24 protein-coding genes and 1 tRNA gene are annotated in these 23,021 nt (G+C 61.6%); 20 read left to right on the top strand and 5 right to left on the bottom strand.

Annotated features, from left to right (window positions below; translation table 11 throughout):
• Positions 1 to 1,290: 1,290 nt before the first annotated feature.
• The 11 genes from GSQ90_RS12420 (at position 1,291) to GSQ90_RS12370 (ending at position 13,491) form a co-directional block, all read left to right on the top strand.
• The gene (locus GSQ90_RS12420; protein ID WP_158815147.1) at positions 1,291 to 3,492 is read left to right on the top strand and encodes a TadE/TadG family type IV pilus assembly protein; all 2,202 of its coding nucleotides are present in this window, start codon (positions 1,291 to 1,293) and stop codon (positions 3,490 to 3,492) included.
• Complete coding sequence (locus tag GSQ90_RS12415; protein ID WP_158815146.1) at positions 3,489 to 3,992, top strand: TadE/TadG family type IV pilus assembly protein; 504 nt, start codon at positions 3,489 to 3,491, stop codon at positions 3,990 to 3,992. Before GSQ90_RS12420 ends, GSQ90_RS12415 begins: the two co-directional genes overlap by 4 nt.
• A 3-nt stretch (positions 3,993 to 3,995) precedes the next feature.
• Positions 3,996 to 4,523, top strand: coding sequence for a TadE family protein (locus tag GSQ90_RS12410; RefSeq protein ID WP_158815145.1), 528 nt, complete (start codon positions 3,996 to 3,998; stop codon positions 4,521 to 4,523).
• 291 nt (positions 4,524 to 4,814) lie between these two features.
• The gene (locus GSQ90_RS12405; RefSeq protein WP_158815144.1) at positions 4,815 to 5,882 is read left to right on the top strand and encodes a septal ring lytic transglycosylase RlpA family protein; all 1,068 of its coding nucleotides are present in this window, start codon (positions 4,815 to 4,817) and stop codon (positions 5,880 to 5,882) included.
• Between the two features lie 127 nt (positions 5,883 to 6,009).
• Positions 6,010 to 7,170, top strand: a complete 1,161-nt coding sequence (locus tag GSQ90_RS12400) for a D-alanyl-D-alanine carboxypeptidase family protein (RefSeq protein ID WP_174247475.1) — start codon at positions 6,010 to 6,012, stop codon at positions 7,168 to 7,170.
• A 2-nt stretch (positions 7,171 to 7,172) separates the two neighbouring features.
• A complete protein-coding gene (gene tmk / locus GSQ90_RS12395; protein ID WP_174247470.1) occupies positions 7,173 to 7,847 on the top strand; it encodes a dTMP kinase in 675 nt (224 codons plus the stop codon).
• Entirely contained in the window at positions 7,844 to 8,911 is a 1,068-nt protein-coding gene (locus GSQ90_RS12390; RefSeq protein ID WP_158815142.1) for a DNA polymerase III subunit delta', read from the top strand. Before tmk ends, GSQ90_RS12390 begins: the two co-directional genes overlap by 4 nt.
• Before the next feature lie 55 nt (positions 8,912 to 8,966).
• Positions 8,967 to 10,556, top strand: coding sequence for a methionine--tRNA ligase (metG, locus tag GSQ90_RS12385; RefSeq protein WP_158815141.1), 1,590 nt, complete (start codon positions 8,967 to 8,969; stop codon positions 10,554 to 10,556).
• Positions 10,553 to 11,347: a TatD family hydrolase gene (locus GSQ90_RS12380; protein WP_158815140.1), complete on the top strand. Its 795-nt coding sequence runs from the start codon at positions 10,553 to 10,555 to the stop codon at positions 11,345 to 11,347. Before metG ends, GSQ90_RS12380 begins: the two co-directional genes overlap by 4 nt.
• Entirely contained in the window at positions 11,344 to 12,156 is an 813-nt protein-coding gene (locus tag GSQ90_RS12375; protein WP_158815139.1) for an MBL fold metallo-hydrolase, read from the top strand. The genes GSQ90_RS12380 and GSQ90_RS12375 overlap by 4 nt, the downstream gene beginning before the upstream one ends.
• 99 nt (positions 12,157 to 12,255) lie before the next feature.
• Positions 12,256 to 13,491: a M20/M25/M40 family metallo-hydrolase gene (locus GSQ90_RS12370; RefSeq protein WP_158815138.1), complete on the top strand. Its 1,236-nt coding sequence runs from the start codon at positions 12,256 to 12,258 to the stop codon at positions 13,489 to 13,491.
• Between the two features lie 190 nt (positions 13,492 to 13,681).
• Here GSQ90_RS12370 and GSQ90_RS12365 read toward each other — a convergent pair whose 3' ends face one another.
• Both GSQ90_RS12365 and GSQ90_RS12360 read right to left on the bottom strand, forming a co-directional pair.
• Entirely contained in the window at positions 13,682 to 14,242 is a 561-nt protein-coding gene (locus tag GSQ90_RS12365) for a GGDEF domain-containing protein (protein ID WP_158815137.1), read from the bottom strand.
• Complete coding sequence (locus tag GSQ90_RS12360) at positions 14,226 to 14,510, bottom strand: hypothetical protein (RefSeq protein ID WP_158815136.1); 285 nt, start codon at positions 14,508 to 14,510, stop codon at positions 14,226 to 14,228. The genes GSQ90_RS12365 and GSQ90_RS12360 overlap by 17 nt, the downstream gene beginning before the upstream one ends.
• Before the next feature lie 153 nt (positions 14,511 to 14,663).
• On the opposite strand from GSQ90_RS12360, the gene GSQ90_RS12355 reads away from it, so the two are divergent.
• A tRNA-Pro gene (locus tag GSQ90_RS12355) sits at positions 14,664 to 14,741 on the top strand.
• 28 nt (positions 14,742 to 14,769) lie between these two features.
• Here GSQ90_RS12355 and GSQ90_RS12350 read toward each other — a convergent pair.
• Together GSQ90_RS12350 and GSQ90_RS12345 are read right to left on the bottom strand one after the other, a co-directional pair.
• Positions 14,770 to 15,252 (bottom strand): MerR family transcriptional regulator, encoded by a 483-nt coding sequence (locus GSQ90_RS12350; RefSeq protein ID WP_158815135.1) that lies wholly within the window; start codon positions 15,250 to 15,252, stop codon positions 14,770 to 14,772.
• Positions 15,253 to 15,293: 41 nt separating this feature from the next.
• On the bottom strand, positions 15,294 to 15,635 hold the full coding sequence (locus GSQ90_RS12345) for an integration host factor subunit alpha (protein ID WP_158815134.1): 342 nt from the start codon (positions 15,633 to 15,635) through the stop codon (positions 15,294 to 15,296).
• Between the two features lie 242 nt (positions 15,636 to 15,877).
• Between GSQ90_RS12345 and GSQ90_RS12340 the strand changes: the two genes are divergently transcribed.
• The 7 genes from GSQ90_RS12340 to GSQ90_RS12310 all read left to right on the top strand — a co-directional run bounded on the left by GSQ90_RS12340 (position 15,878) and on the right by GSQ90_RS12310 (position 21,566).
• Positions 15,878 to 16,633 (top strand): SDR family NAD(P)-dependent oxidoreductase, encoded by a 756-nt coding sequence (locus GSQ90_RS12340; protein ID WP_158815133.1) that lies wholly within the window; start codon positions 15,878 to 15,880, stop codon positions 16,631 to 16,633.
• Positions 16,634 to 16,881: 248 nt separating this feature from the next.
• Positions 16,882 to 17,334, top strand: a complete 453-nt coding sequence (gene rpsF, locus GSQ90_RS12335; RefSeq protein WP_158815132.1) for a 30S ribosomal protein S6 — start codon at positions 16,882 to 16,884, stop codon at positions 17,332 to 17,334.
• Positions 17,334 to 17,570 carry a 30S ribosomal protein S18 gene (gene rpsR, locus GSQ90_RS12330; RefSeq protein ID WP_158815131.1) on the top strand — a complete coding sequence of 79 codons (237 nt, stop codon included), beginning with the start codon at positions 17,334 to 17,336 and terminating at the stop codon, positions 17,568 to 17,570. Before rpsF ends, rpsR begins: the two co-directional genes overlap by 1 nt.
• Positions 17,571 to 17,710: 140 nt before the next feature.
• Positions 17,711 to 18,694 (top strand): DUF2232 domain-containing protein, encoded by a 984-nt coding sequence (locus GSQ90_RS12325; RefSeq protein ID WP_158815130.1) that lies wholly within the window; start codon positions 17,711 to 17,713, stop codon positions 18,692 to 18,694.
• 24 nt (positions 18,695 to 18,718) lie between these two features.
• Positions 18,719 to 19,294 carry a 50S ribosomal protein L9 gene (gene rplI / locus GSQ90_RS12320; RefSeq protein WP_158815129.1) on the top strand — a complete coding sequence of 192 codons (576 nt, stop codon included), beginning with the start codon at positions 18,719 to 18,721 and terminating at the stop codon, positions 19,292 to 19,294.
• A 118-nt stretch (positions 19,295 to 19,412) separates the two neighbouring features.
• Positions 19,413 to 20,027 (top strand): cytochrome b, encoded by a 615-nt coding sequence (locus GSQ90_RS12315; RefSeq protein WP_158815128.1) that lies wholly within the window; start codon positions 19,413 to 19,415, stop codon positions 20,025 to 20,027.
• A gap of 93 nt (positions 20,028 to 20,120) precedes the next feature.
• Positions 20,121 to 21,566 carry a glycosyltransferase gene (locus GSQ90_RS12310; protein ID WP_158815127.1) on the top strand — a complete coding sequence of 482 codons (1,446 nt, stop codon included), beginning with the start codon at positions 20,121 to 20,123 and terminating at the stop codon, positions 21,564 to 21,566.
• An 11-nt stretch (positions 21,567 to 21,577) separates the two neighbouring features.
• Here GSQ90_RS12310 and GSQ90_RS12305 read toward each other — a convergent pair whose 3' ends face one another.
• Positions 21,578 to 22,585, bottom strand: coding sequence for an aldose epimerase family protein (locus GSQ90_RS12305; RefSeq protein WP_158815126.1), 1,008 nt, complete (start codon positions 22,583 to 22,585; stop codon positions 21,578 to 21,580).
• A 39-nt stretch (positions 22,586 to 22,624) separates the two neighbouring features.
• Here GSQ90_RS12305 and GSQ90_RS12300 point away from each other — a divergent pair, with 39 nt between their 5' ends.
• Positions 22,625 to 22,798 (top strand): hypothetical protein, encoded by a 174-nt coding sequence (locus GSQ90_RS12300; RefSeq protein ID WP_158815125.1) that lies wholly within the window; start codon positions 22,625 to 22,627, stop codon positions 22,796 to 22,798.
• The last annotated feature ends 223 nt before the right edge of the window (positions 22,799 to 23,021 follow it).

Below are 23,021 nucleotides of genomic sequence, written 5' to 3'. Positions count from 1 at the left end.
GAGCTAAAACGGTTTTCAAACGGTTTTGTCGAACCGGGAGGTTTGAGGGTTTCGGCTCGACAGACCGCGACGCTACGCGATAAGCCGCTATGATCAAAAGAGCTTTTTGCCGACGTCGGGGTGTAGCGTGCAATTAGAAACGACAGCGAGGAGCCCGTTTCGAACTTTTAATCAGAGGGTCGTGGGTTCGAGTCCCACCGCGCTCACCAATGATATCCGGGCTTCAAGTGAAGCCTCATTGCTGGGAACGCCCGTCGGGCCGACACGCGCGGACTGTCAGCCGGGTCCACAAATGAATATCGCCGCGTGCTGAGCCGACCGCGCCGTCCGTTCAACGGAAACTAAGGCGAGACAGCAGCGTATAGACTACGGACAACGACCGGGGTCTGTTATGAAAAACCGCCTTCTCAAATCTTGCGCTTTGATCATCGCGCTGTCGGCGCCGCTCGGCGGATGCATGCCCGCCGGACCGTCGAACCCGTATCAGGCCCAATATCTGTCCGAGCGCCGGATATGCCCGCCGGGTCTGCATTCGCAGACGTCAGCCGTTTCGGCCAATGGATATTGGTGTGTGCTGAATCAATGATTTTTTCGGCCGGCGCGTAGCCGGGGCGGGGCGACAATAGCGCCGCCCCTTTGGCTGAGGCCTTGAGCCTCTGCCAAAAGGGCGGCGGCGCAGAATGTTCTTTCTGAAAATACAAATTTATGATAGTCTTATGGCCCTTTTTCCAAAAAGAACATCCCGAGGGAAACCGCCTTGAACGCGCCCGCTCTCTGCGCCCGAAAGCCCAATCGATTGAGTCAAGACGCCCGGCCAGCCCGCCCGCTTCGCCGTCAACCGCAAGGCGCGCAGGCGCCATTTTGCGTCCCGAAATTTCGATGTGGAAGGTCGAAGGGGGTCAAGTCATTGATATTGCTCATTGCGCGGAAGCTCGCGCCCTTCCGGGCGGGCGAGAATCAAGGACTTAGCGAGCGTTTTGACGGACCCTATCGGACCATTCGGGCGCTCCGGCTATTCCGGAGCGCTTCCATCTGCGGTTCCTGTCGCCCTCGCGTGCGGCGCGAGACGAAGCGCAAAGCGCATTTTCCGTCGGCCAAGCCGCGTCGGCGCGGGCCGCCAATCCATTCATCGAAATTATTCGCCGACTGAGAGAATTTGTAATCCATACCCGCGGGGTTTTTTCTAATTAACGGGCGCGGAACGCGGATTCACTCCTGACAGAGCGCCGCTTTAGCAAAGCCTAAACCCTTTGCCAGTCTATTCGGCCAAATTCGACCAAAGGTCCGCAGATGCTTTCCCGCCTTATCGCCGGACTCAAAAGAGCGTTGCCGTTCGCGCGTTTCAAAGAGGATGCGCGCGGCAATATTGCGACTGTCTTTGCGTTTTCCATTGTGGCGATCACGATCGCGGCCGGCGGCGCCGTGGATTTGGGGCGCGCCTATAATGCCCAACAGAAGCTCAACGCAGTCGCGACGCTCGCCTGTCAATACGCCAGCCGCAACGCCCTTCTTGCGACCGATGCCACGAGCTACACCGGCTCAAATACCTACGCATCGAAAGTCGCCAGCTTCATCACGACGAACCTGCAAAGCCAGAATTTCCAATACACCCAGACGACCGCGACGCCCTTCACATCGACGCAAAACGGGCCGGCGAATGTAAGTTTGACGGCGAATGTTCCGACAACATTCATGCAGATCGCCCAGATCACGCAAATGCCGGTCTCGGCGTCGGTGCATTGCTACGACACGCCCTCGAGCGTCACGGCGAGCGCCACTTCGGGCTCCTATCTCGTTCAGGAGACATTTGGAACCTCCGGATGCACCGGCGCTTGTTGGTGGTACTACCCGGCGCCCGGGTCCACAACCAACACGGGAAACGGAAAGACGCTCACGACTCCCAATTCGACCCCGACCTCGACGATCGGCTATACCGGCACGACGGGCACGCAATGGGTCGTCATGGGCTATTGCGTCGAGATTGACACCGTGGGCATTCTCTGGCCGACGGTGCCGGTCGGCACGCATAGCGCCGAACTCGACTGCGAAAACGGCTCTGGCACGGCTGGCAATTCGTCGATCTCGACTGAGCAATATCTGCCGGCCGGCAATTATGAAGTGCGCTGGTTTTACAATTCGCGCGTCAACTATCCCGACTATAATCCGGCTTATATTTGCGGCTCCGCGGCGAGCGATCTTTCCTGGGCGAATGATACGAACTCATCCGGCGGGCCGGTCCCCGGCGCCCTGAGAGACAATCAAATCAACGTCTATCTCGATCTCAATACAACCGGCGTGCCGCCCACGCATAAGACAATCGATGGAACCCAGTCGCTCGGCGGCTCCAATTTGGTCGACATGTGCGTCTATACAGCCAATCAGAATTGGATCGAGCGGAGCATCCGCATCGATATTACGACGGCCGGCTGGTATTGGCTGAGCTTCGCGGCGGATGGCCAAAACGATTCCTATGGCGGGTCGATCGCCGACCTTCGCCTCTGCGCCGGCACATGCGTGAATACGGTGCAGGACAATTTCCCGTCCGCATGGCTGACCTCGACGAACCTGTTCGAGGACACGTTCGAGAGCCCGACCTATTCCTATTCAACGACCGGTTCGAGCGCTTATGTCAACGCCAACGGCAATATGAACAATAGCGTCGGGACCAGCGGCGCGTCGAACGACGGCTGGCCGAATCTGGCGGCGAGCGGCTGGGCGGCGGCGCCTTACAACCAAATCGACTACGTCATGAAAAGCGCGGCTCAAGGCTCGCAGGCGGTTGAGGTCGACGGAACCAAGTCGGGTTCGATGACCACCTCCAATCGCCTGATCAGCCGCGGTTTCCTGCTCGACCCGGGATATTATCAGGTAAGCTACGATTACATCTCCGATGGGCAATTCTCGTCCTTGTCGGGCGTCTATTGCGGGGCGACGCCTTCGGCGGCCAATGTCGCGTCGCTGACAGGGACCGCCACCGCCAAATCGCGGCCGACCGGCGTTTCGGCCACCGAGAATCTCAACAGCAACATCGTCGGCCTCTTCATGTCGCATGCGTTGGAGGCGAGCACGCCGATCGGCGGAGGAGCGCTCAACTCCACGACCTCCTACACCAATCCGGACGGCACCACGTCGACGACTCCGACCGTCGCGCCCAACGGCATCAGCCTCACCAGCTATAATTCATCGCAGGTCAATCCGCTCCTCGACATCTGCGGTTATGCAACAACCTGGCAAGCCCGCACGGCCAGCATCCTGATCACCAAGCCGGCCTATTACTGGCTGACGGCCTCCGCGCTTGGCGCGCCGGCGGCGACTTATGGCGGGACCATCGACGATGTGAAGCTGACCGCGCTCGGCAGCCCCTATATGACTTCGCCGCCAGCGAGCTATGTGACGATCCCCGCGCCAAGCCCGACGCATGACACGCTGACCAGCTATACCGGCTTCTCGATCGTCGCGGACCCCATGACCCCTCCGGCAGCGGAACAGTGAGCTGCGCCGCGCGTCAGCGCCGGCCGGCGCAAAGAGGGCTTTCGCCGTTTCTGCACGACGGGCGGGGCGCCGCCGCCATCGAATTTGCGATCGTGTCCTCGCCCTTCATTTTGCTCCTGGTCGCGCTCCTGCAGATGTGCCTCTATTTCATGGCGCAATCCGCTCTCGACAGCGGCGTATTGCGCACAGCGGAAACGCTCCGCAACAATTTCACAACAGGCGCGACGCCGACGTTGCCGAACGCCGCTGCCCTGAAGGCTGCTGTCGTGGCGAGCGCCGGCGGACTCATCAATAATGACTCGACCTCCGCGGTCGAGATCAGGGAATTGATCTTGCTCGACAGCGCGGCTGTGCCCATCGTGGACGGCACGAACGATTATGGCTCGACCACGAGCGTTCTTGTGTTGCGGGCGCAGGCGAGCGTGCTAATTTTCGCGCCAGGATTCAGTTCGCTTGCGAAGGTCCAATCGGCCGCGCTCGTCCGTCGTCAAGGCACGTAAGCCATGCCACATGCGCCAAGCAAATTCTGGACGTCGAAGCGAGCGGCCGCAGCGTCGGAGTTTGCCCTTGTCCTGCCTATCATTCTCTTCATGTTCGCCGCGATCGTCGAATTCGGGCGCATTTTTCAAGTCTATGTCGCGACCAACCGTTTGGCGACGCAATTTGCGATCGCCTGGGCGGATTGCGCGACGGCCTGCCAGACGGAACTTAACGAATATTCATCCTCCTACACGATCGCCAATATCGCGCCGCAGCTCACCACGACCAGCCCACCGCTGACGCTGACCATGTTCGAAGTCACAATGTCAGGGACGACGCCGACCGTCGTCTATTCCTATCCCGCCAGCGCGACGATGACGGCGGCGCAGACAACCGTGGCGCAAGCCAATTTCTCTTCCGGCCAGACAGGCGTCATCGTCACCGCGTCCTACGCCCATACTTTGGATTTTTTCAATAGTTTGATGGCGCCAATTCTCGGGCCCTATCTGAATCCAACCTACACTGTCGCCCAACTGAAAAACTATACATGAAGGCCCTCGGGAGCGAGCAGACCCTGTCGCGATTCGGTCGTCGGCTGCCGCATGGATTTCCGACGAACTTTGCGCGGAAATCCCGACCGAGTTGCCGCGCGCGCGCGGTGCTGCTAATTTGTCATATTAGTTTCGCCATGGCCCACAGGATACGTTAGGGCTTTGGAAAGGAAGCGGGGGCAAAAGTGACCGTTGGAATGAAGTTGTCATGCGGTCGTCGCCCGCCGGGCTTCCGCTTATCCGATTGTTCTTGCGTTGACGCCGTCGCGTCGCCGTCCCGAGTTCGTATCCATGATTAACGTCTCCCGCCTGTTCGTGGACGCAATTTCAAGACGGCAGGTAGCGCAAATTGCGGTGCTGACGATCGCGGCAGGCGTCACGGGCTGCGCGCAACCGCCGCAAGTCAGGCACTCGTCCAATGGGCGAGAGTATTTCTCACAGGCAAAATACGGCCACGCCAGTCCGCGCGTGATTGGCGACGGACAAGCCGTTCCGCACGGCGGCGGCCAATATCTCGTCGGACACGCCTATACGATCGCCGGCCATACCTATTATCCCTCGGAAAATGAATCCTATACGGCCGTCGGCATGGCGTCTTGGTACGGCGACGCCTTCCAGGGACGTCGTACGGCCAATGGCGAAATCTACGACAAGGAATCCATTTCCGCGGCCCATCCGACCATGCCCTTGCCGAGCTACGCCAGGGTCACCAATCTGGGCAACGGCCATTCGATCATCGTGCGCGTCAACGATCGCGGTCCTTACCACGGCGGGCGCGTCATGGACGTTTCTTCGCGCGTCGCCGACGCGCTCGACTTCAAGGGCGCCGGCACGGCTCACGTCAAAGTCGAATATATCGGCCGCGCCGCGCTTGAAGGCTCCGACGATTCAAAGCTTTTGGCGACGCTGCGTCTTGACGGCGCCCCGGCGACGCTGGATGGCGCGCCGGACGGCAGCCCGGTGATGATGGCCAGCAACAGCAATCCGGTCGCGAGTCTGGCGAAAGCTCTGACCCCCGCTCCGGCGCGTCCACAACCTCCGGCGCCTCCGGCGCCCGAACCCGCGCCCGCCGCCCCGATGGAAGCTCTCGCGGAGCCGGCGAAACCGTTGCCGATCCACGCGCCGACCCCGCCCGCGCGCCCCTTCGATCTCGGCACGATCCCGGACGCGGCGGTCCCCGTGACGGCCGTCAGGTCATCGGAAATGACGCCGCCTCCTCGTCCCAAACTGCAGACGGCCGCGACCGACAACGCTCTCTATTTCGCCGACAGCGCCAGTGTGCGAATGTTCATGCGACACGGGGGGCCGTTCGATCGGCTTAAGGCGCAGGGCTTCGTTCCGTTGAGCAAACAGCCCTAAACACTCCGGGACGGCGCGCTATCTCGGCCGTTGATTTGCCGGCTTTGCAATGCAAATAGGAGGGAACCGCGCTGGCGATGTCGTCCGCGCAGCTCGAGGGGCGCCCTTGTTGAGTTTGCGCGCGACCATGGTTCCGGTTGTCGTGGCTATCGCCGCCGGATGGAGTCTCGTCCAGGCTCAGGCGCAGAGCTTTCAAACCAACGCGCCATTCGCCTTGCTCATGGATTATGAGAGCGGCGCGGTTCTGTTCGAAAAGAACGCCGACGAGCTGATGTCGCCGGCGTCAACGTCAAAGCTGATGACGGCCGAGATCGTGTTCCACGAAATCAAAGAAGGCCGCCTCAAACTTGACGATGAATTTGAAGTCTCGGAAAATGCGTGGCGGACGGGAGGAGCGCCCTCCCATGGTTCAGCGATGTTCTTGTCCGTCCATAGCAGGGCGCGGATCGAAGATCTCCTGCGCGGCCTGCTGATCGAATCCGGCAATGACGCGGCGATTACGCTGGCCGAGGGCGTCTCCGGCACCGAAGAGAATTTCGTCGCCCTCATGAACAAGCGCGCCGCCGCGCTCGGCATGACGCATTCCACATTCGCCAATGTCTGGGGCAAGGGCGATCCGCACGAACGGGTGACGCCGCGCGAAATGGCGCAATTGGCCGCTCATATCATTACGGACTATCCCGATTTTTATCACTATTTCGGCGAGCGCGAGTTCACCTGGAACAAGATCCGCCAGCTCAACCGCAATCCCTTGCTGACGATGGATCTGGGCGCGGACGGCCTGAAGACCGGCGATATCGCCGAGAGCGGTTTTGGCCTGGTTGGATCGGCCGTCCAAAACGGGCAACGATTGATCGTCGTCGTCAACGGCCTGAAGACGGCGGCCGAGCGGGCCGAGGAATCGCGCAAGCTCCTGGACTGGGGCTTTCGATCTTTCGACGCCAGGACGCTGTTCCAGCCGGGCGATGTTGTCGGCCAGGCTGAAGTATACGGCGGCGCGCAGGGGGAGGTGGCGTTGGTGGCCGAAAAGCCGGTCAAAGTTTTCGCCGCGCATGGATCGGGAGAGAGGCTTTCGGCGAAGATCGTCTATCAAGGCCCGCTCATCGCGCCGGTGGCGGAAGGCGTTGAGGTCGGCCAGCTCAAAATATGGCGCGGCCAGACGCAGGTGCTCGAAATTCCGATCAGAACCGGCGGATCGGTCGCGACGGGAACGCTGACGCAACGCGCGCTTGACGCTGGGCTTGAATTAGCCGGCGGATTCTTGCGCAAGACTTTTGCGAAGAACTGACGATGAGCGCGCCAGCCAAAGGCCGGTTTATCACGCTGGAAGGCGGGGAGGGGGCGGGGAAGTCGACCCAGGCTCAATTATTGGCGCAAAGGCTCGAACCCATGGGGATTTCCGTCGTCGTCACCCGTGAGCCCGGCGGGTCGCCGGGCGCCGAGGCGTTGCGCGATGTCATTCTGTCGGGAAAGGCCGCGCCGTTTGGCCCCGCCGGCGAGGCCATTCTGTTCAGCGCCGCGCGCATCGATCACATCGATCACACGATTGCGCCCGCCCTCCATCGCGGCGCCTGGGTGATCTCAGACCGTTTCGCCGATTCGACCAGGGCCTATCAGGGCGCGGCCGGCAAACTCGATCCGGCCTTGATCGCCAGCCTTGAACGCGTCGCCGTCGGCGATGTCAGACCCGACCTGACGCTCATCCTCGATCTGCCGACCGAAACAGGGCTCGCACGCGCGGCGGCCAGACGCGGCAAAAAGGAAATGGCGGACCGGTTCGAGCGCGAGGACGCCGCTTTCCATGAAACCCTGCGCCAGGCGTTTCTGGATATTGCGCGGAGCGAGCCGGAACGCTGCGCCGTCATCGACGCCGACAAGTCGCCGCAAGAAGTCGCAGAGGCGATCTGGGCCTGCGTGCGCGACCGGCTAGCGAGCGCCCTCCAGACGGAAAGCGCCCCCCCATGAGCCGAGCTCCCGAAAGCGCCACGCAGGAAAGCGACCTTTACGCCGGCGCGCCGCATCCGCGCTTTACGAAGACATTGGTCGGCCATGCTGTCGGCGAGAGCGAGCTGCTCAACGCCTATCGTTCGGAGAAGCTCGCCCATGCCTGGCTGATCGGCGGCCCGGAGGGCGTCGGCAAGGCGACGCTCGCCTGGCGCTTTGCGCGTTTCGTTCTCGCCCAGCCCGATCCGACCAGCGCGCAGGTGCGCGCCGCCCAGGACATGAGCGTCGATTTGGAAGCGCCGGCCGTGCGGCAAGTCCTGGCGCTGGCCCACCCCGACCTCGCCGCATTGCGCCGAAACTGGAATGCGCAATCGAAGAATTTCTATTCGGAAATTCGCGTCGAGGACGTGCGCAACGCCCTGCAATTGTTTCAGAAGTCGGCGGGCGCCGGCGGTTGGCGCATTTGCATCGTCGACAGCGCCGAGGACCTCAATCGCGCCGGCGCCAACGCGCTGCTCAAGATGATCGAGGAGCCGCCGCCGCGCTCCCTGTTCCTGATTGTCGCCCATAGGCCGGGCCAAGTTCTCGCCACGATCCGATCGCGCTGCCGGCGCCTCACTCTGGACGGCCTTGCGCCTTCCGACATCACGCAAATAATCGGGGGACTTGGCGAACCCTGGGCGGCGATCCCGCAAGCGGAAGCAAACCGCGCCGCGGCGCGCGCCAACGGGTCGGTGCGCGAGGCTCTCAAGCGCCTCGATCCGGCCGCCGGCGAGGTCGGCGCCCTGATCGAGGCGGCGATCGCGCGATTGCCGGACGCTGACTTTCGCGAAATCCATAAACTCGCGGACGCCGTCAGCGCGCGCGGCGCGGGCGACGCCTTCGACGGGTTGATGAACGCGCTCTATGATTGGCTCGCCGCGCGCGCAAAGAGCGGCGAACAGGGAGCGCGTCTTGCGTCAATTGCCGAGGTATGGGACAAGATTCGCGCCGCGACGCGTGAGACCGAGAGCTATAATCTCGACAAGAAATTGCATGTCCTGTCGGTTTTCGCCGAACTTTCCGCCGTCGCGCGCCGCCTGTAAAAGTCGAAGCTCCTAGAGCATTTTCGAGATACGGGAAACTCTAGGACCATCATTGATGACCCAGCGCCAACGTTTCTATATCACCACCGCGATTCCCTACGCCAACGGGGCGCCTCATATCGGCCATGCCTATGAGCGCATCGCGACGGACGCAATCGCCCGATTCATGCGGTTGGATGGACGCGACGTCCTGTTCGTCACCGGCATGGACGAACATGGCCTCAAAGTGCAGCAAACGGCGGCCCGCGAAGGCCTGACGCCGCAGGAATTCGTCGACAGCGTCGCCGCTGAGTTCGAGGCGATGGGCGAGGCGCTCAATGCGCGCGCCGACGACATCGTGCGCACGACGCAGGATCGTCACAGGCGCGCGAGCCAGGCGATCTGGGAGCGGATGAAGGCCAACGGCGACGTCTATCTGTCGAAATACGCAGGCTGGTATTCGGTGCGCGACGAAGCCTATGTCGACGAAAGCGAACTCATCGATGGACCCAACGGCGCCAAACTCGCGCCGAGCGGGGCGCCGGCGCAATGGGTGGAGGGGGAGGAGAATTATTTCTTCCGCCTCTCAGACTTTCGCGACAGACTGCTTGCGCATTACGAAGCGAACCCGGACTTCGTCACGCCGGAAAAATACCGCAACGAGATCGTCGCTTTTGTGAAGCGCGGCCTCAAAGACCTTTCGATCAGCCGCACTGCTTTCGATTGGGGCGTGCCGGTCCCCGGCGATCCCAAGCATGTGATGTATGTTTGGGTGGACGCGCTGACGAACTACATCACCGCGACCGGCTTTCCCGACGACGGCCCGCGCGCGAAATTCTGGCCGGCGGACGCGCATGTCATCGGCAAGGACATTTCTCGCTTTCATGCGATCTACTGGCCGGCGTTCCTGATGTCGGCGAAATTGCCGTTGCCCCGACAGGTCGTGGTGCATGGGTTTCTCTTCAACCGCGGCGAGAAAATGTCGAAGTCGACGGGCAATGTGATCAGCCCCGCGACCCTTGTCGCCGACTACGGCCTCGACCAATTGCGCTATTTCTTCCTGCGCGAAGTGCCGTTTGGGCAGGACGGCAATTATTCGCATGAGGCGATCGTTCAGCGCATCAACGCCGATCTCGCCAATGATCTTGGCAATCTCGCGCAACGCTCGCTGTCGATGATCGCCAAGAATTGCGCGAGCGCCGCGCCCGATTGGCGCGAAAGCGCGCCAACAAGCGACGACCTCGAATTACTCGCCGAGGCCGACGCCCTGCTGGCGACCGCCCGCGACCATATGAAGAGTTACGCGATCCACCAATATCTCGGCGCGATATTCGATGTCGTCGCCAAGGCGAACCGCTATTTCGCCAATAACGAACCCTGGAAGCTCGCCAAAACCGATCCCGCCCGGATGCGGATGGTGCTTTACGTGACGATCGAGACGTTGCGCATCGCGGCAATTCTGCTGCAGCCGGTGCTTCCGGGCGCGATGGGCAAGCTGCTCGATCTTCTGGCGGTTCCAATGGAGGCGCGCGATTTTGCGGCGCTCGTTGACGAGCGCGGAGCTGGGCGCCTGGAGGCGAGCCACCGGCTCAAATCGGGGGCGCCCCTGCCTGCGCCCGCCCCCATTTTTCCGCGCTACGTCGAACCCGGGGTCGAGGCGCCATGAGGCTCATCGACAGCCATTGCCATCTCGATTTTCCCGACTTCGCGGAGGAGATCGAGGCCGTCGTCGCGCGCGCCGGCGCGGCGGGCGTCGAGAGGCTCGTCACGATCTCGACGCGCGTCGCGCATGGCGCGCGGCTCGTCGCGCTCGCCGAGCGGTTCGCCCAGATCTATTTCACTATCGGCACCCACCCGCATCAGGCGAGCGAGGAGGCGGAAACCGACGCCGCCGCGATAAGGGCGTTCGCCGCTCATCCCAAATGCGTGGGGATCGGGGAGGCGGGGCTCGATTATCACTATGATTATGCGCCGCGCGATGTCGCGGCCAAGGTGTTCCGCGCGCAAATCGGCCTTGCTCGCGCGCTTGATTTGCCGCTCGTCATCCATGCGCGAGACGCCGACGACGATGTCGCCGCGATTCTTGCGGAGGAAATGGGGAAGGGCGCCTTCAAGGCGGTTTTGCATTGCTTCACGTCCTCGCGCGCCCTGGCGCAAACCGGGCTTGCGCTCGGCCTCTACGTGTCCTTCTCGGGCGTGCTGACTTTCAAGAATTCGCAGGATCTGCGCGACATCGCGCGCGATGTGCCCATCGATCGAGTACTAGTCGAAACCGACGCGCCATTTCTGGCGCCCGCTCCCTATCGGGGCAAACGCAACGAACCGTCTTTTGTGACCGAAACCGCGCGTATGCTGGCGCAGGTCAAAGGCGTTGACGAGGAGGCGATCGCCGCTGCAACGCGCGCCAATACGCTGCGGCTGTTTTCCAAAATGCCGCCGATGGATGAAGCCGCTTGAGCGTCGCGCTGACCATTTTGGGATGCGGCTCGTCCGGAGGCGTGCCGCGCGTCGCGCAAGGCTGGGGCGATTGCGATCCCAACAATCCGCGCAATCGACGACGGCGCTGTTCGGTCCTGCTGGAACGCAGCGGGGGCGCCGGAAGCAGCGGTAAGACGAGCGTGCTTGTCGATACATCGCCCGATCTGCGCGAGCAATTGCTGAGCGCCGCGGTAGAGCGTCTCGACGGCGTGCTCATGACCCATTCGCACGCCGATCATACGCATGGCATGGATGACCTGCGCCCGCTCGTGATCGCGATGCGCAAGCGGATCGACATCCATATGGACGAGGCGACGTCGCGCGCGGTCCTGCAGGCCTTCGACTATCTCTTCGAATCGCCGGCGGGGAGCCTTTATCCCCCGCTCGCCAATGAAAAGCGCCTCGTAAACGGGCAGGCGGTTCGGATCGAGGGGCAGGGCGGCCCGATCGAAGCGCTGCCCTTCCTGCTCGAACATGGGGAAATCCCCGCCCTAGGCCTCCGATTTGGCGCCCTCGCCTATACGCCGGACCTCAACGGCATTCCCGCGGCAAGTCTACCCTTCCTCGAAGGGCTCGATACGTGGATCATCGACGGCTTGCGCTATAAGCCGCATCCAACCCATCTGTCGGTCGACGAAGCGCTCGCCTGGATCGAAAAAATGCAGCCGCGCCGCGCCATCATCACCAATCTTCACACCGACCTCGACTATGAAGAACTCAAGCGGCGCTTGCCGGAGAAAGTCACGCCGGCCTATGACGGCATGCGGATCGACGTGCCGGATATCTGAGCGACGCTTGAAATTTGCGAAAGTCTTTGCGTTTCGTTCGGGCTTGACGCGGCTATGGGTCAAGCTCGACAAGAATGCGTCTGAAACGAGATATCGCTCATGAAACCCGCCATTCGCAACGCTATTCACGCCTTCATCGAGGCGAACCGCGACGCCGAGACACGTTTTCTCGCGCAAATCGTCAAAGTTCCCTCCGATAATCCGCCCGGCGATTGCGATCCGGCGGCGGCGCTGACCGCCAAGCTTCTCGAAGGCCTCGGCTTCACCGTCGAGAGCCATAAGGTTTCCACCGATCTCGTGCGCGCCAACGGCATGATCTCGGCTTCCAACCTGATCGTGCGCCGGCGGTTCGGCGCGGGGCCGACGATCGCGCTGAACGCACATGGCGATGTCGTGCCGCCAGGCGCAGGCTGGACGAAGGATCCATATGGCGCTGAGATCGTCGACGGGTGGATGTATGGACGCGGCGTCGCGGTGTCGAAATCCGATATCGCGACTTATGCGTTCGCCTTGCTGGCGCTTGAAAAGAGCGGCGCCAAGCTCAGCGGCGCGATCGAACTGCACATCACCTATGACGAGGAGGCGGGCGGCGAAATCGGGCCGCGCCTGCTGCTGGAGAGCGGCCTTTCGCACCCCGATCTCGCACTGGGCGCCGGCTTTTCCTATGGCGTAGTGACAGCCCACAATGGCGCGCTCCACCTTGAGGTGGAGGTACTCGGTCGCTCGGCCCATGCGGCCAAGCCTTTCACCGGGGTCGATGCGCTGGAGGCGGCGAACGCTGTTCTGAGCGCGCTCTATCTTTGGCGCCGCGGCCTCGCGGCCAAAGTCTCAGCCGTTCCCGGCATCGGCTCTCCGCAAATGACCGTCGGGCTGATTTCGGGCGGCATCAACACCAATGTCGTGCCCGATCGCGTGGTCTTTCGCCTCGACCGTCGCATGATCCCTGAAGAAAATCCCGTCGAGGTTGAGGCGGAACTGCGCGAAGTCATTGCTCATGCCGCCAAAGCCTATCCTGAAGCGAAAGTCGACGTGCGGCGCATTCTGCTTGCCGAGCCGCTGATGCCGACGCCAGCCGGCGAAAAACTGACCCGGACTCTATGCGTCTTCGCCAGCGAAATCATAGGCGAAGAAATCAAGGCCGGCGGCGTGCCGCTCTACACGGACGCGCGTCACTACGCCAAGGCCGGCGTGCCCATCGTCCTTTATGGCGCTGGGCCGCGCACGATCGAAGAAGCCAACGCACATCGCGCCGACGAGCGTCTGCCGTTGGCCGATCTCTACAAGGCGACCGAAATCGTCGCTTTGACGTTGGCCGAGATGCTTGGCGCTGACTGAAATCGCGGGGCCCGCATTCGCAGCTTGGCTGATAGGACGTGTGAGAATAAGTCGACAAGCGACTGAACATGAATATCTATGATCGTTTGTCAGATGCTGCGCCCAGCTCGTTCTGATGTGCCATCAGGTTCCATAATATACATTATGCGAATCGCGGATGGTTTCTTATCGCCCTGGCCGCCGGTTGGATTCAAGCGCTCAGTGAAAACTGATCCGGGCTCGATTCAAACCGTTCAACGTCGTCCCCGTCGCGAAGCGCATCAACCCCGTCAGACAATCGGACGCGATTTCGACCGGAGGCCTTTGCCGCGTAAAGGGCGCGGTCGGCTGCCGAGTAGAGCTGATCGAATGTCTCACTCTTCCGGCGCAGCGCGATCCCGGCTGAAATCGTCACACGGACCGCCAGGCCATTAATAAGGACCGGCGTCGAGCCCACCCTTTCGCAAAACGCCATCAGCTTGGCGGTCAGAGATTCAGCCGAGACGCCCGATGATAGCAGCGCGAATTCTTCGCCGCCGACCCGCGCGACATGGCCGATTTCGCTAAAGTCCGCCGCCATCATTTGGCCTACCGATCGTATGACGGCATCGCCAGCAAGATGGCCGTGCGTATCGTTGACGCGCTTGAACCGATCGATATCGATAATCACCAGGGCCAGCGTTTTCAACTTTGCGGTATAGACGACCTCCATCAGCGCGCGGCGATTGGGAAGCCCGGTGAGTTGGTCCGTGCGACTAAGCTTTTCGGCCAATAATTTGGGCCCGATAGAGTTCGAGATGAGCGTTGCCGATCGTGCGGGAGATCGGAATCGCGAGGGCCAAAACCAATATGACCGTGATCGCCCAGGAGCGCAGGCACGTCGCCCAGTCGACAAAGAAAGCCAACTGGTTGGTGACGTCGACCGCCAGAGCGACCGCGACGCAGACGCCGGTGATGCAACCGACATAATTGAAGAGTTCGCGCTTGTTCGTAATCGAAGCGCGAAATATGCGCATGATGAAATTCGGCCGCAAAGCCATAACGTGCCGCCCGAAGGTTTCCACGATCCAATGGCGTTTATGGGCTTAAACATCGTAAGGCCGACTTAACGACAATCGTATTTTCCTAACCTACATCGCGCGCCCGTCATGCGGATTGCATGTGCTGATTGGCTCCCCTATAAGGGCGGCCGTCGGAGTGTAGCGCAGCCCGGTTAGCGCACTTGTCTGGGGGACAAGGGGTCGTGGGTTCGAATCCCGCCACTCCGACCATTTTTCTGCGGCTTGGCCGACCCTCTTGCTAGCGCGCGAGCGCGAGAATGCGCTCACCCTCGCTGATATCGGCAAGTGCGGCCCGCAGCGCCTGTAAATCATCCAGGGAGAATCTCATCGACGCCGCCTTCCCGTCGACCGCCGTCGGCGCTTCAGTCTCTGGCGATCGGACAACGGGATCGTGCTGTTCGGGATGCGAGCGCTCAGCGGCGGCCCCGAAGGCGGCGTCGTCCGAAGCCTGGGGCAGTCTCGCTGAGGCGACAGCGCGCGCGCCCTGCTCTTTGAACAGCTTTTGGACGCCTTTGATCGTATATCCCTGTCCATAGAGGAGCTGCTTGATCGCGCGCAAAAGCTCGACATCGTCGGGGCGATAATATCGGCGCCCGCCTCCACGTTTGAGCGGCTTGATTTGCGGGAATCGCGTTTCCCAGAAGCGCAGCACGTGTTGCGGCAAATCCAGATCGTCGGCCGCTTCGCTGATGGTGCGGAATGCGTCAGGACTCTTGTCCATGGCTCCTCACATTGACGCGGACGTCAGAACCGCACGGCGGATCAATCCTTGTCGGAACCATTGGCGGCGCCGCCATTGATCCGTGATTTCAGAACGTTCGACGGCTTGAAGACCATCACCCGCCGCGGAAGAATCGGCACTTCAACCCCCGTCTTGGGATTGCGACCGATGCGCTGACCCTTCGAGCGCACCACAAAGGAACCGAATGAAGACAACTTCACCGTTTCTCCGCGCGCCGCCGCATCGCATATTTCGTCGAGGACCGTCTGCACCAGATCGGAAGACTCGGTGCGCGAAAGCCCTACGCGCTGATAAACCGCTTCCGACAAATCCGCGCGCGTTATGGTGCGCGCGGAATGGCGGCCAATCTTCTGCTCGGACATGCTAATCCCCAACTCAATTTCAGCCCGAAGAGCCTAGCCTTGCGCCATCTTGCCGTTTCGCCCATCAATTTGGCGACGGCAAACGATGTGTGGGCAATACCTTAGAGCATAACGAGACGGAATTGAAACCGGCTCGATAGGCTTGCAACCAAAATTTCTATAAAGCGAACGCCGTTTCGATGAAACGACGTTGCCGTTAAGGTCAATTGGCTCCCTGGAAAAACTGGACAGGCATCTAAGACATGAATGATGAAAGTCGGGTCGCCCTCGTCACCGGCGCTTCGCGCGGCATTGGCCGCGCGGTCGCCATCGCCCTCGCCCGATCAGGCGCGCATATCATCGCTTTGGCGCGCACGCAGGGCGCGCTCGAGGAGCTCGACGACGAAATTCGCGCGCTGCGCCCGGCCGAACAAAGTCCTGCGACGCTTGTTCCTTGCGATTTGCGCGATCATGCCGCCATCGACCGGCTCGGCGAGGCGATTTTCAAACGCTGGGGTCGTCTTGACGCGTTCGTTGGCAATGCCGGCCTGCTCGGCCCCCTTTCGCCTCTTCATCACGTCGACCCCAAGCCATGGGATGATGTTCTGGCTGTCAATGTGACCGCGAATTGGCGGCTCATCCGCGCGCTCGATCCTTTGCTGCGAGCTTCGAGCGCCGGTCGCGTCGTTTTCATTTCCTCCGGCACCGCTCATCGCAGCCAATTGCGCGCCTATTGGGGACCCTATGCCATTTCGAAAGCCGCCCTCGACGCCCTGGCCCGCACCTATGCGGCCGAAACCGTCAATACGTCGCGGATTCGCGTCATGCTGGTCAATCCAGGCCCGCTCCGCACCAGGATGCGCGCTGCCGCCATGCCGGGCGAGGATCCGCTGAGCCTGCGCGCGCCGGAAGAGCTCGCGCCGAAAATAGTCGAAATGTGTTCGCCTGAATGGCAGGAGACCGGCACGCTCTATGACTTCCCCCAGGACAAGGTCCTGTCGTTTCGGGGACCGGAATAGGACGATTATATCGAATTTCTCGTCGATTTTGCTTGCGCTGACGCCAGCCTGCCCTATAAGCGCGCCAGTCGATGCGTCCCGCTGGGGGCTGAACGGAAGACATGCGCTGGCGTTTTTCGCCAATTCATGGGGGCTTGAGAGCCCGACTTCCCGTGTTCCCGCCTTCGATCAGATCCGGTCGAGCCTTTCCACGGGGCTCGAAGGGCTCAGCGTGGGTCGCATAACGCAAAAGGAAAGAAAGGCTCATCATGGCTCTATACGAGCATGTCTATATGGCGCGTCAGGACGTGACCACCCAGCAAGTCGAAGCTTTGACCGAACAGCTCAAGGGCATTCTGGCCGCCCACGGCGGTTCGGTGACCAAGGTCGAATATTGGGGCGTGAAATCTCTCGCCTTCCGCGTCAAGAAAAACCGCAAGGCCCATTTCTCCCTGCTCAACATTGACGCGCCCTCGGCGGCTGTCGTCGAAATGGAGCGTCAGCTTGGCCTGAACGAAGATGTGATCCGGCATCTGACGTTGCGCGTCGATGAACACGAAGAAGGTCAGTCGGCGATGTTGCGCAAGCGCGACGACGCCGACCGCGACGATCGCGGCGAGCGCCGCGGCGCCCGCTTCGATCGCGGCGATCGGCCCGATCGCGGCGACCGCCCGGATCGTCCCCGCCGTCCCCGTGACGATTCAGCCGCAGGAGCTTTCTGATGGCAACCGCCCCTCGCCGCCCCTTCTTCCGTCGCCGCAAGACCTGCCCTTTCTCGGGTCCCAACGCGCCCAAGATCGACTACAAGGACACGCGCCTGCTCTCTCGTTATATTTCCGAGCGCGGCAAGATCGTGCCCTCGCGCATCACCGCGGTCTCAGCCAAAAAGCAGCGCGAACTCGCCCAGGCGATCAAGCGCGCGCGCTTCCTTGGCCTGCTGCCTTACGTGATCCGGTAAAATTCGGGTCGGGGCGCGTGCGTCCCCAAACGATGAACGATCAAGTCGATCGCGCCGGATAGACCGGCGCGGTTTGGCTGGGAGAGGCGGCGGCGAGCCGACCTTTTCCTAACCGCCATAAGGCGCGGGACAGCTCGACGATGATGCAACGCATTGGTATCGCCATTGGTGCGGGTCTGGCCGCCGCCCTACTTTTCGTCGTCACGGCGAAAGGCACGTTGCTGGCTATACTGCTCGCCTATCTCTCGCCGTTGCCAATCGTGATCGCCTCGCTCGGCTGGGGCCTGGATATGGGCGCGCTGGCGGCGGCGATCGCCAGCGTGGTCGCCGCGGCCTTGATCGATCCGCTCTCGGGCGGCGTGTTCGCCGCTTCGATCGCCCTTCCCCCTTGGCTTCTGAGCGCCGCGGCTTTGCTGCCGCGGCAAAAACTTTATCCGCGCGCCGCCGCCGCCAATGGCGAGAAGACGTGGTTTCCTGTTGGCGGAATCGTCGCCATCGCGGCATTGATGGGCGCCCTTGTCGGCGCTGGCATGCTGGCGTCGATGATATTGGACTATGGCGGCTACCAAAATGGCGTCGATGCGATGGCGGCCAAATTGATCCCCCGTCTCAGGGATGCGTTCGATGACGTGATGACATTGCCAAGCGACATCACCATCGAGGATTTCGCCGCGACGATCGTACGCCTTTTTCCGGCTGTGCTGGCGGCGTCGACCTGCCTGATGTTTTGCGCCAATTTCTACGCAGGCGCCCGCGCCGTGCAATTGTCGCATCGATTGAAGCGCCCGTGGCCGAACTTGCCCGAGGGACTGGTTCTGCCGCAGTTTTTGGGGATCGGTTTGATCGCATGCGCCGGGCTTGCTCTGTCGCTGCGCGGCTCTGGCGAATATGTCGCCTGGATCGGCGTTGGCGCTCTGGGTTGCGCTTATGTCATGCAAGGGCTCGCCGTCGTTCATTCGCTTTCGCGCGGCCTGCCCGTTCGAATCCCTGCGCTGATCGCTCTTTATCTCGGCTGCATGGTCACAGCGCGCTGGTCCTTGCCCGCGCTCGCGCTCGTCGGCCTCGTCGAAAGCTTGCTGTCGTTGCGCGCTAGGCGCGCCGCGGCGGCCAACGCCAAACCCTGAACACGAAATCAAAAGGAGAGAAAAATGGAAGTCATTCTGCTCGAACGCGTCGCCAAGCTTGGTCAAATGGGTGAGACGGTGCGCGTCAAGGACGGGTTCGCCCGTAATTTCCTTCTGCCGCGCGGCAAAGCCTTACGCGCCACGGAAGGCAACAAGAAAAAGTTCGAGGGCCAGCGCCACCAGCTTGAAGCGCGCAATCTCGAACTGAAGAACGAAGCGGCTGTGGTCTCCGAGAAGCTCGACGGCCAGAGCTTCATCATCATCCGTCAGGCGGGCGAAACCGGCCAGCTTTACGGATCGGTGTCGGCCCGAGACATTGCCGAGGCGATTACTGCCGCCGGCGTCTCGGTCCACCGCAATCAAGTCACCCTGCTCCATCCGATCAAGACGCTGGGCCTTCATAAGACACCCGTGCATCTGCATCCCGAAGTGTTGGCCACTGTCACCATCAACGTCGCCCGGTCGCAGGAACAGGCGGAGCGCCAGTCAAAGGGCGAGGATCTTTCGGTGCGCGAAGAGACGTCGATGGACGATCTGGGGCTCGAAGTCGGGCAGGCGCTGGCCGAGGCGGGCCCTGGCGAGAGCCTCGGGAGAGAGTGAAGCCAGGGCTGACGGCTTTGACGGCCGGCCCTTTATTCGGCGATCAATTTGCGGTGAGCTGCGAACGATCGGCGCGGAACTTGTTGCATGCCGTCTCCAACCCTCGCACAGCGAAGCGATGGAACTGAAGGCGGCGCCTGGCGCCGAACCGCTGCGGCGTTATTCGCGAACGGCTATGATCCTTCACTGGATCATAGCCGTGTTGATCCTCGCGAACATAATACTCGTCTATATCGTCGATCACTTGCCCGACGATTATGTTCGTCCCGTCATCGACACGCATAAGTCGATCGGCATTACCGTTCTTGGCTTGGCGATTCTGCGCCTGTTGTGGCGATATGCGCATCGTCCGCCGCCCCTGCCGGCGTCCTATCGTCCTTGGGAGCGGATCAGCGCAAGCGCCGTGCATATCGTGCTCTATGTTCTAATCTTCGCCATTCCGATATCCGGCTGGATGCACGATTCCGCCTTCAAGGACGCGGCTCTTTATCCGATGCGGCTGTTTGGCCTGGTTTCGTGGCCGCGGATAAGCCTGATCGCCAATGTCGAGCCGCAAACAAAAGAATTCCTGCACAACCTGTTCGGCGCGGCTCACCGCTGGCTTGGCTATGGGCTTTTCGGCCTGTTCGCCCTGCATGTCATCGGCGCGATGAAGCATCAATTCTGGGATCGCGAGCCGGAACTGCAACGCATGGTTCCATGGGGCGCGTTGACCACGAAAGAGACGAAATAGCAGCGCAACGTCGGCCGCAAAAGTCGCGCGCCGAACGCCGCTCCGCAGCCGCGGGCGCGGTTTTTGCCTGATGAAATTGAGGAAAGCTGCGCAATGTCTTCCCTGACGACAGCTTTTTCCGTCGCATCGCCGCGCCCGATGCCTGTCGCCAGCCTGTTGATTCATGGCTTCGTCATCGTGCTTTGGGTCGCGCTGTTTACCCGGGCTTTCGCGTTCGACGGATTGTTCGCCTGGTCGATCGGCATCGCCTACGCTGGTTACGACACCTTTCTTCTAGCTTTCGTAGCGTGGCAGACCCTACCCCTGATCCGGCCGTCCCGAGCGATTGACGCCGCCGCGCGGCGCCCGACGCTCGGCGTCGTCATCGCCGCCCATAATGAGGCCCGGTCCCTGCCCGTCACCCTTGCCGCTTTGCTCGCCCAATCGGATCCGCCCGACGAAATTCTGATAGCCGACGACGGCTCAAGCGACGACACCGGGCAGGTTCTGACGAACGCGTTTCGATTAGCCACGCCCCCGTCAGGCGAAGTCAGCGCGCCCTCGCCTGGTCATCCCGGCTTGCGTTGGCTGCGGCTCCCGCATGGCGGCAAAGCACGGGCGCTGAACGCCGCGATTGTGCGGCTCGACACCGAGATTGTTCTGACCGTGGACGCCGACACCTTGCTCGCGCCCGACGCGATCGGCGCCATGCGAAGCGCGTTCGGCGCGGAGCCGGAACTCGTGGGCGCGACGGGTATTTTGATCCCGACGTGCCGCTCCGGCCGAGCGGCCCGGTTTTTTCAGTGGTTTCAGACTTACGAATATATAAGAAGCTTCGTGTCGCGCTACGCCTATATGCGCGCTGACAGTCTCCTGTTGGTCTCGGGCGCTTTTGCTGGCTTTCGGCGCGACGCCCTGCTTGCGGTTGGCGGGTTTGATCCGGAATGCCTCGTGGAGGATTACGAGCTGATCCACCGGCTGCACCGCACTTCCATCGACCACAATCTCCGCTGGCGCGTGCGGGTGGTTGGATCGGCGCGCGCCACCACGGACGCCCCTGGCGCAGTGGGCAGCTTTCTCAACCAGCGCAGGCGCTGGTTCGGCGGCTTTCTGCAAACGCAATATTGGAACCGGGATATGGTCGGCTCCAGCCGCTATGGTCTGTTGGGGACGCTGATGTTGCCGATCAAGGCGTTCGACACGATGCAGCCGATCTACGGATTGACGGCGTTCGGTCTTTTGCTGGTCTTCGCCGCCAGCGGCAAGGCGACGCTTGCCGGTTTGGCGTTGGCGGTGATTGGCGTGAAGATTGCGATTGATCTCATCGCCCACCTCTGGACAATCCATCTCTACAGGCGCTGGACCGGCGATCGCTCCGGCTCCAGCATCGGCTACGCCGTTCTTGCCGTCTTCATCGAACCGTTCAGCTTCCAATTGCTGCGCCATACCGGCGCCGCGTGGGCCTGGCTGTCCTTCCTGACGCGTCACCAAAGCTGGGGCGCCAATAGCCGCGCCGTCGAGGACCGCGGTTTGAAAACCTCCGATCCGATTTCCCGATGATCCAGCGCCGGTCACATAAAGCGAAATTCGCTGACGTGACGATATTCCTCGTCAGGCCGCAGGACGCAGGGCGAGAAATGGCGACGATTGGGGGAGTCGGGAAAAACCTGCGGCTCCAGGCAAAGCCCAGCATGAGCGCCGTAATGAGCGCCGTCGAGGCCCGGCACGGGACAATTCAGTTTGGCCGCGTCATAAAATTGCACCCCGGGTTCGCTCGTATGCAATTCCAACTGCAGGCCGTTTTTGGGGGAGCGCAAGGTCGCCATATGCGCCATGCCGTCCTCGCCGGGCTGGTCAACCGCAACGAAATTCGTATCGTACGTCACGCCTGAATCATTGCGCACGGTTCGCGCCTTGCGGAAATCATAGGGCGTGCCCGCGACGGCGCGAATTTCCCCTGTGGGGATCAACAAAGAATCGGTTGGCGTGAAAAAATCGCAATTCAGCATCAACTCGTGGTCGAGAATGTCGGCCGAGCCATCCAGGTTGAAATAGGCATGCTGCGTCAAATTGACGACCGTCGGCTGGTCGCACACCGCCGAGAGTTCGACGCGCAAAGTCGCGGGTTCGATCATCCGGTAGACGCAGGTCGCCGTGAGCGCGCCGGGAAAGCCCGCATCGCCATCGGGGGAATGCAGCGTCAGGGTCACGGATGAAGACGTGTGTTCGCCCAATTGCCATACGCGCTTGCCATAGCCATGCGGACCGCCGTGCAGCGTATGTTTTTCGCCGGGTTTCACATCGAGGATGTGGACGGTCCCATCCAGCGTGAAGCGCCCTTCGGCGATGCGGTTGGCGAAACGTCCCGGCACGGCGCCAAAGCTTGGCGAATGGGCCAAATAATCCGCGATTGAATTGAGGCCGAGCACAACGCGTTGCGGTCCTTTCGGGGTCGGGACGACGAGATCGCGCAATACGGCGCCCCAGCTCAGGATTTTTGCAACAGCGCCTGCGTTCGAGGCGATCGTCGCCTCGACGACGGGAACGCCATCGACCTCGCCGAACACGCGAATATTCATAGCGACTCCCCTGCTCCGATCATTTTTGCGAGATGGACGATGACGCAAGCGCGCGGCCGCGTCAAAGCCTTCGCGGAGCGGCGATTGGGCGGGCCAGCCGCTGCGGCCAGCCATTTCGCTTTCGACCTCCTCGAACAATCTGATGTAGCGTTCAGCGACATCTTCCCAAGCGAATTTCGCCGCGTGGACGAGCCCACCGACCGCGAAGCGTAACGATTTGGCTGCCGCAGAGGAGCGGCGCCATCGCGGTCTGCTCCCAGATACGGCCTTTGACGCCGCCGAGCGGTTTTGCGGGCGCAAGAATCGTCGCTTGCGATCTGCTTCGCGCTGCGGGTCAACACGCCAGACCTAGCGAGAATTGCTTGCGCGTTCGTTGCTGGGACAAGTTGAATTCGATTCCTCCCGCGACGTCTCGCATTGTCGCCATATCGATTTC

The organism is Methylocapsa sp. S129, assembly GCF_009765995.1.
In the GTDB taxonomy this organism is placed as follows: Bacteria; Pseudomonadota; Alphaproteobacteria; order Rhizobiales; family Beijerinckiaceae; genus Roseiarcus.
This window is presented reverse-complemented; position numbering and strand designations above follow the sequence as displayed.

Bases quoted from the DNA above. Each gene is read 5' to 3' on its own strand.
- GSQ90_RS12325 (WP_158815130.1), top strand. From the start codon at position 17,711: ATGATGCAACGCATTGGTATCGCCATTGGTGCGGGTCTGGCCGCCGCC.
- rpsF (WP_158815132.1), top strand. From the start codon at position 16,882: ATGGCTCTATACGAGCATGTCTATATGGCGCGTCAGGACGTGACCACC.
- GSQ90_RS12305 (WP_158815126.1), bottom strand. From the start codon at position 22,585: ATGAATATTCGCGTGTTCGGCGAGGTCGATGGCGTTCCCGTCGTCGAG.
- tmk (WP_174247470.1), top strand. From the start codon at position 7,173: ATGAGCGCGCCAGCCAAAGGCCGGTTTATCACGCTGGAAGGCGGGGAG.
- GSQ90_RS12390 (WP_158815142.1), top strand. From the start codon at position 7,844: ATGAGCCGAGCTCCCGAAAGCGCCACGCAGGAAAGCGACCTTTACGCC.
- GSQ90_RS12410 (WP_158815145.1), top strand. From the start codon at position 3,996: ATGCCACATGCGCCAAGCAAATTCTGGACGTCGAAGCGAGCGGCCGCA.
- GSQ90_RS12380 (WP_158815140.1), top strand. From the start codon at position 10,553: ATGAGGCTCATCGACAGCCATTGCCATCTCGATTTTCCCGACTTCGCG.
- GSQ90_RS12310 (WP_158815127.1), top strand. From the start codon at position 20,121: ATGTCTTCCCTGACGACAGCTTTTTCCGTCGCATCGCCGCGCCCGATG.
- metG (WP_158815141.1), top strand. From the start codon at position 8,967: ATGACCCAGCGCCAACGTTTCTATATCACCACCGCGATTCCCTACGCC.
- GSQ90_RS12345 (WP_158815134.1), bottom strand. From the start codon at position 15,635: ATGTCCGAGCAGAAGATTGGCCGCCATTCCGCGCGCACCATAACGCGC.
- rpsR (WP_158815131.1), top strand. From the start codon at position 17,334: ATGGCAACCGCCCCTCGCCGCCCCTTCTTCCGTCGCCGCAAGACCTGC.
- GSQ90_RS12360 (WP_158815136.1), bottom strand. From the start codon at position 14,510: ATGGCTTTGCGGCCGAATTTCATCATGCGCATATTTCGCGCTTCGATT.
- GSQ90_RS12420 (WP_158815147.1), top strand. From the start codon at position 1,291: ATGCTTTCCCGCCTTATCGCCGGACTCAAAAGAGCGTTGCCGTTCGCG.
- GSQ90_RS12405 (WP_158815144.1), top strand. From the start codon at position 4,815: ATGATTAACGTCTCCCGCCTGTTCGTGGACGCAATTTCAAGACGGCAG.
- GSQ90_RS12340 (WP_158815133.1), top strand. From the start codon at position 15,878: ATGAATGATGAAAGTCGGGTCGCCCTCGTCACCGGCGCTTCGCGCGGC.
- GSQ90_RS12400 (WP_174247475.1), top strand. From the start codon at position 6,010: ATGGTTCCGGTTGTCGTGGCTATCGCCGCCGGATGGAGTCTCGTCCAG.
- GSQ90_RS12370 (WP_158815138.1), top strand. From the start codon at position 12,256: ATGAAACCCGCCATTCGCAACGCTATTCACGCCTTCATCGAGGCGAAC.
- GSQ90_RS12350 (WP_158815135.1), bottom strand. From the start codon at position 15,252: ATGGACAAGAGTCCTGACGCATTCCGCACCATCAGCGAAGCGGCCGAC.
- rplI (WP_158815129.1), top strand. From the start codon at position 18,719: ATGGAAGTCATTCTGCTCGAACGCGTCGCCAAGCTTGGTCAAATGGGT.
- GSQ90_RS12315 (WP_158815128.1), top strand. From the start codon at position 19,413: ATGGAACTGAAGGCGGCGCCTGGCGCCGAACCGCTGCGGCGTTATTCG.
- GSQ90_RS12300 (WP_158815125.1), top strand. From the start codon at position 22,625: ATGACGCAAGCGCGCGGCCGCGTCAAAGCCTTCGCGGAGCGGCGATTG.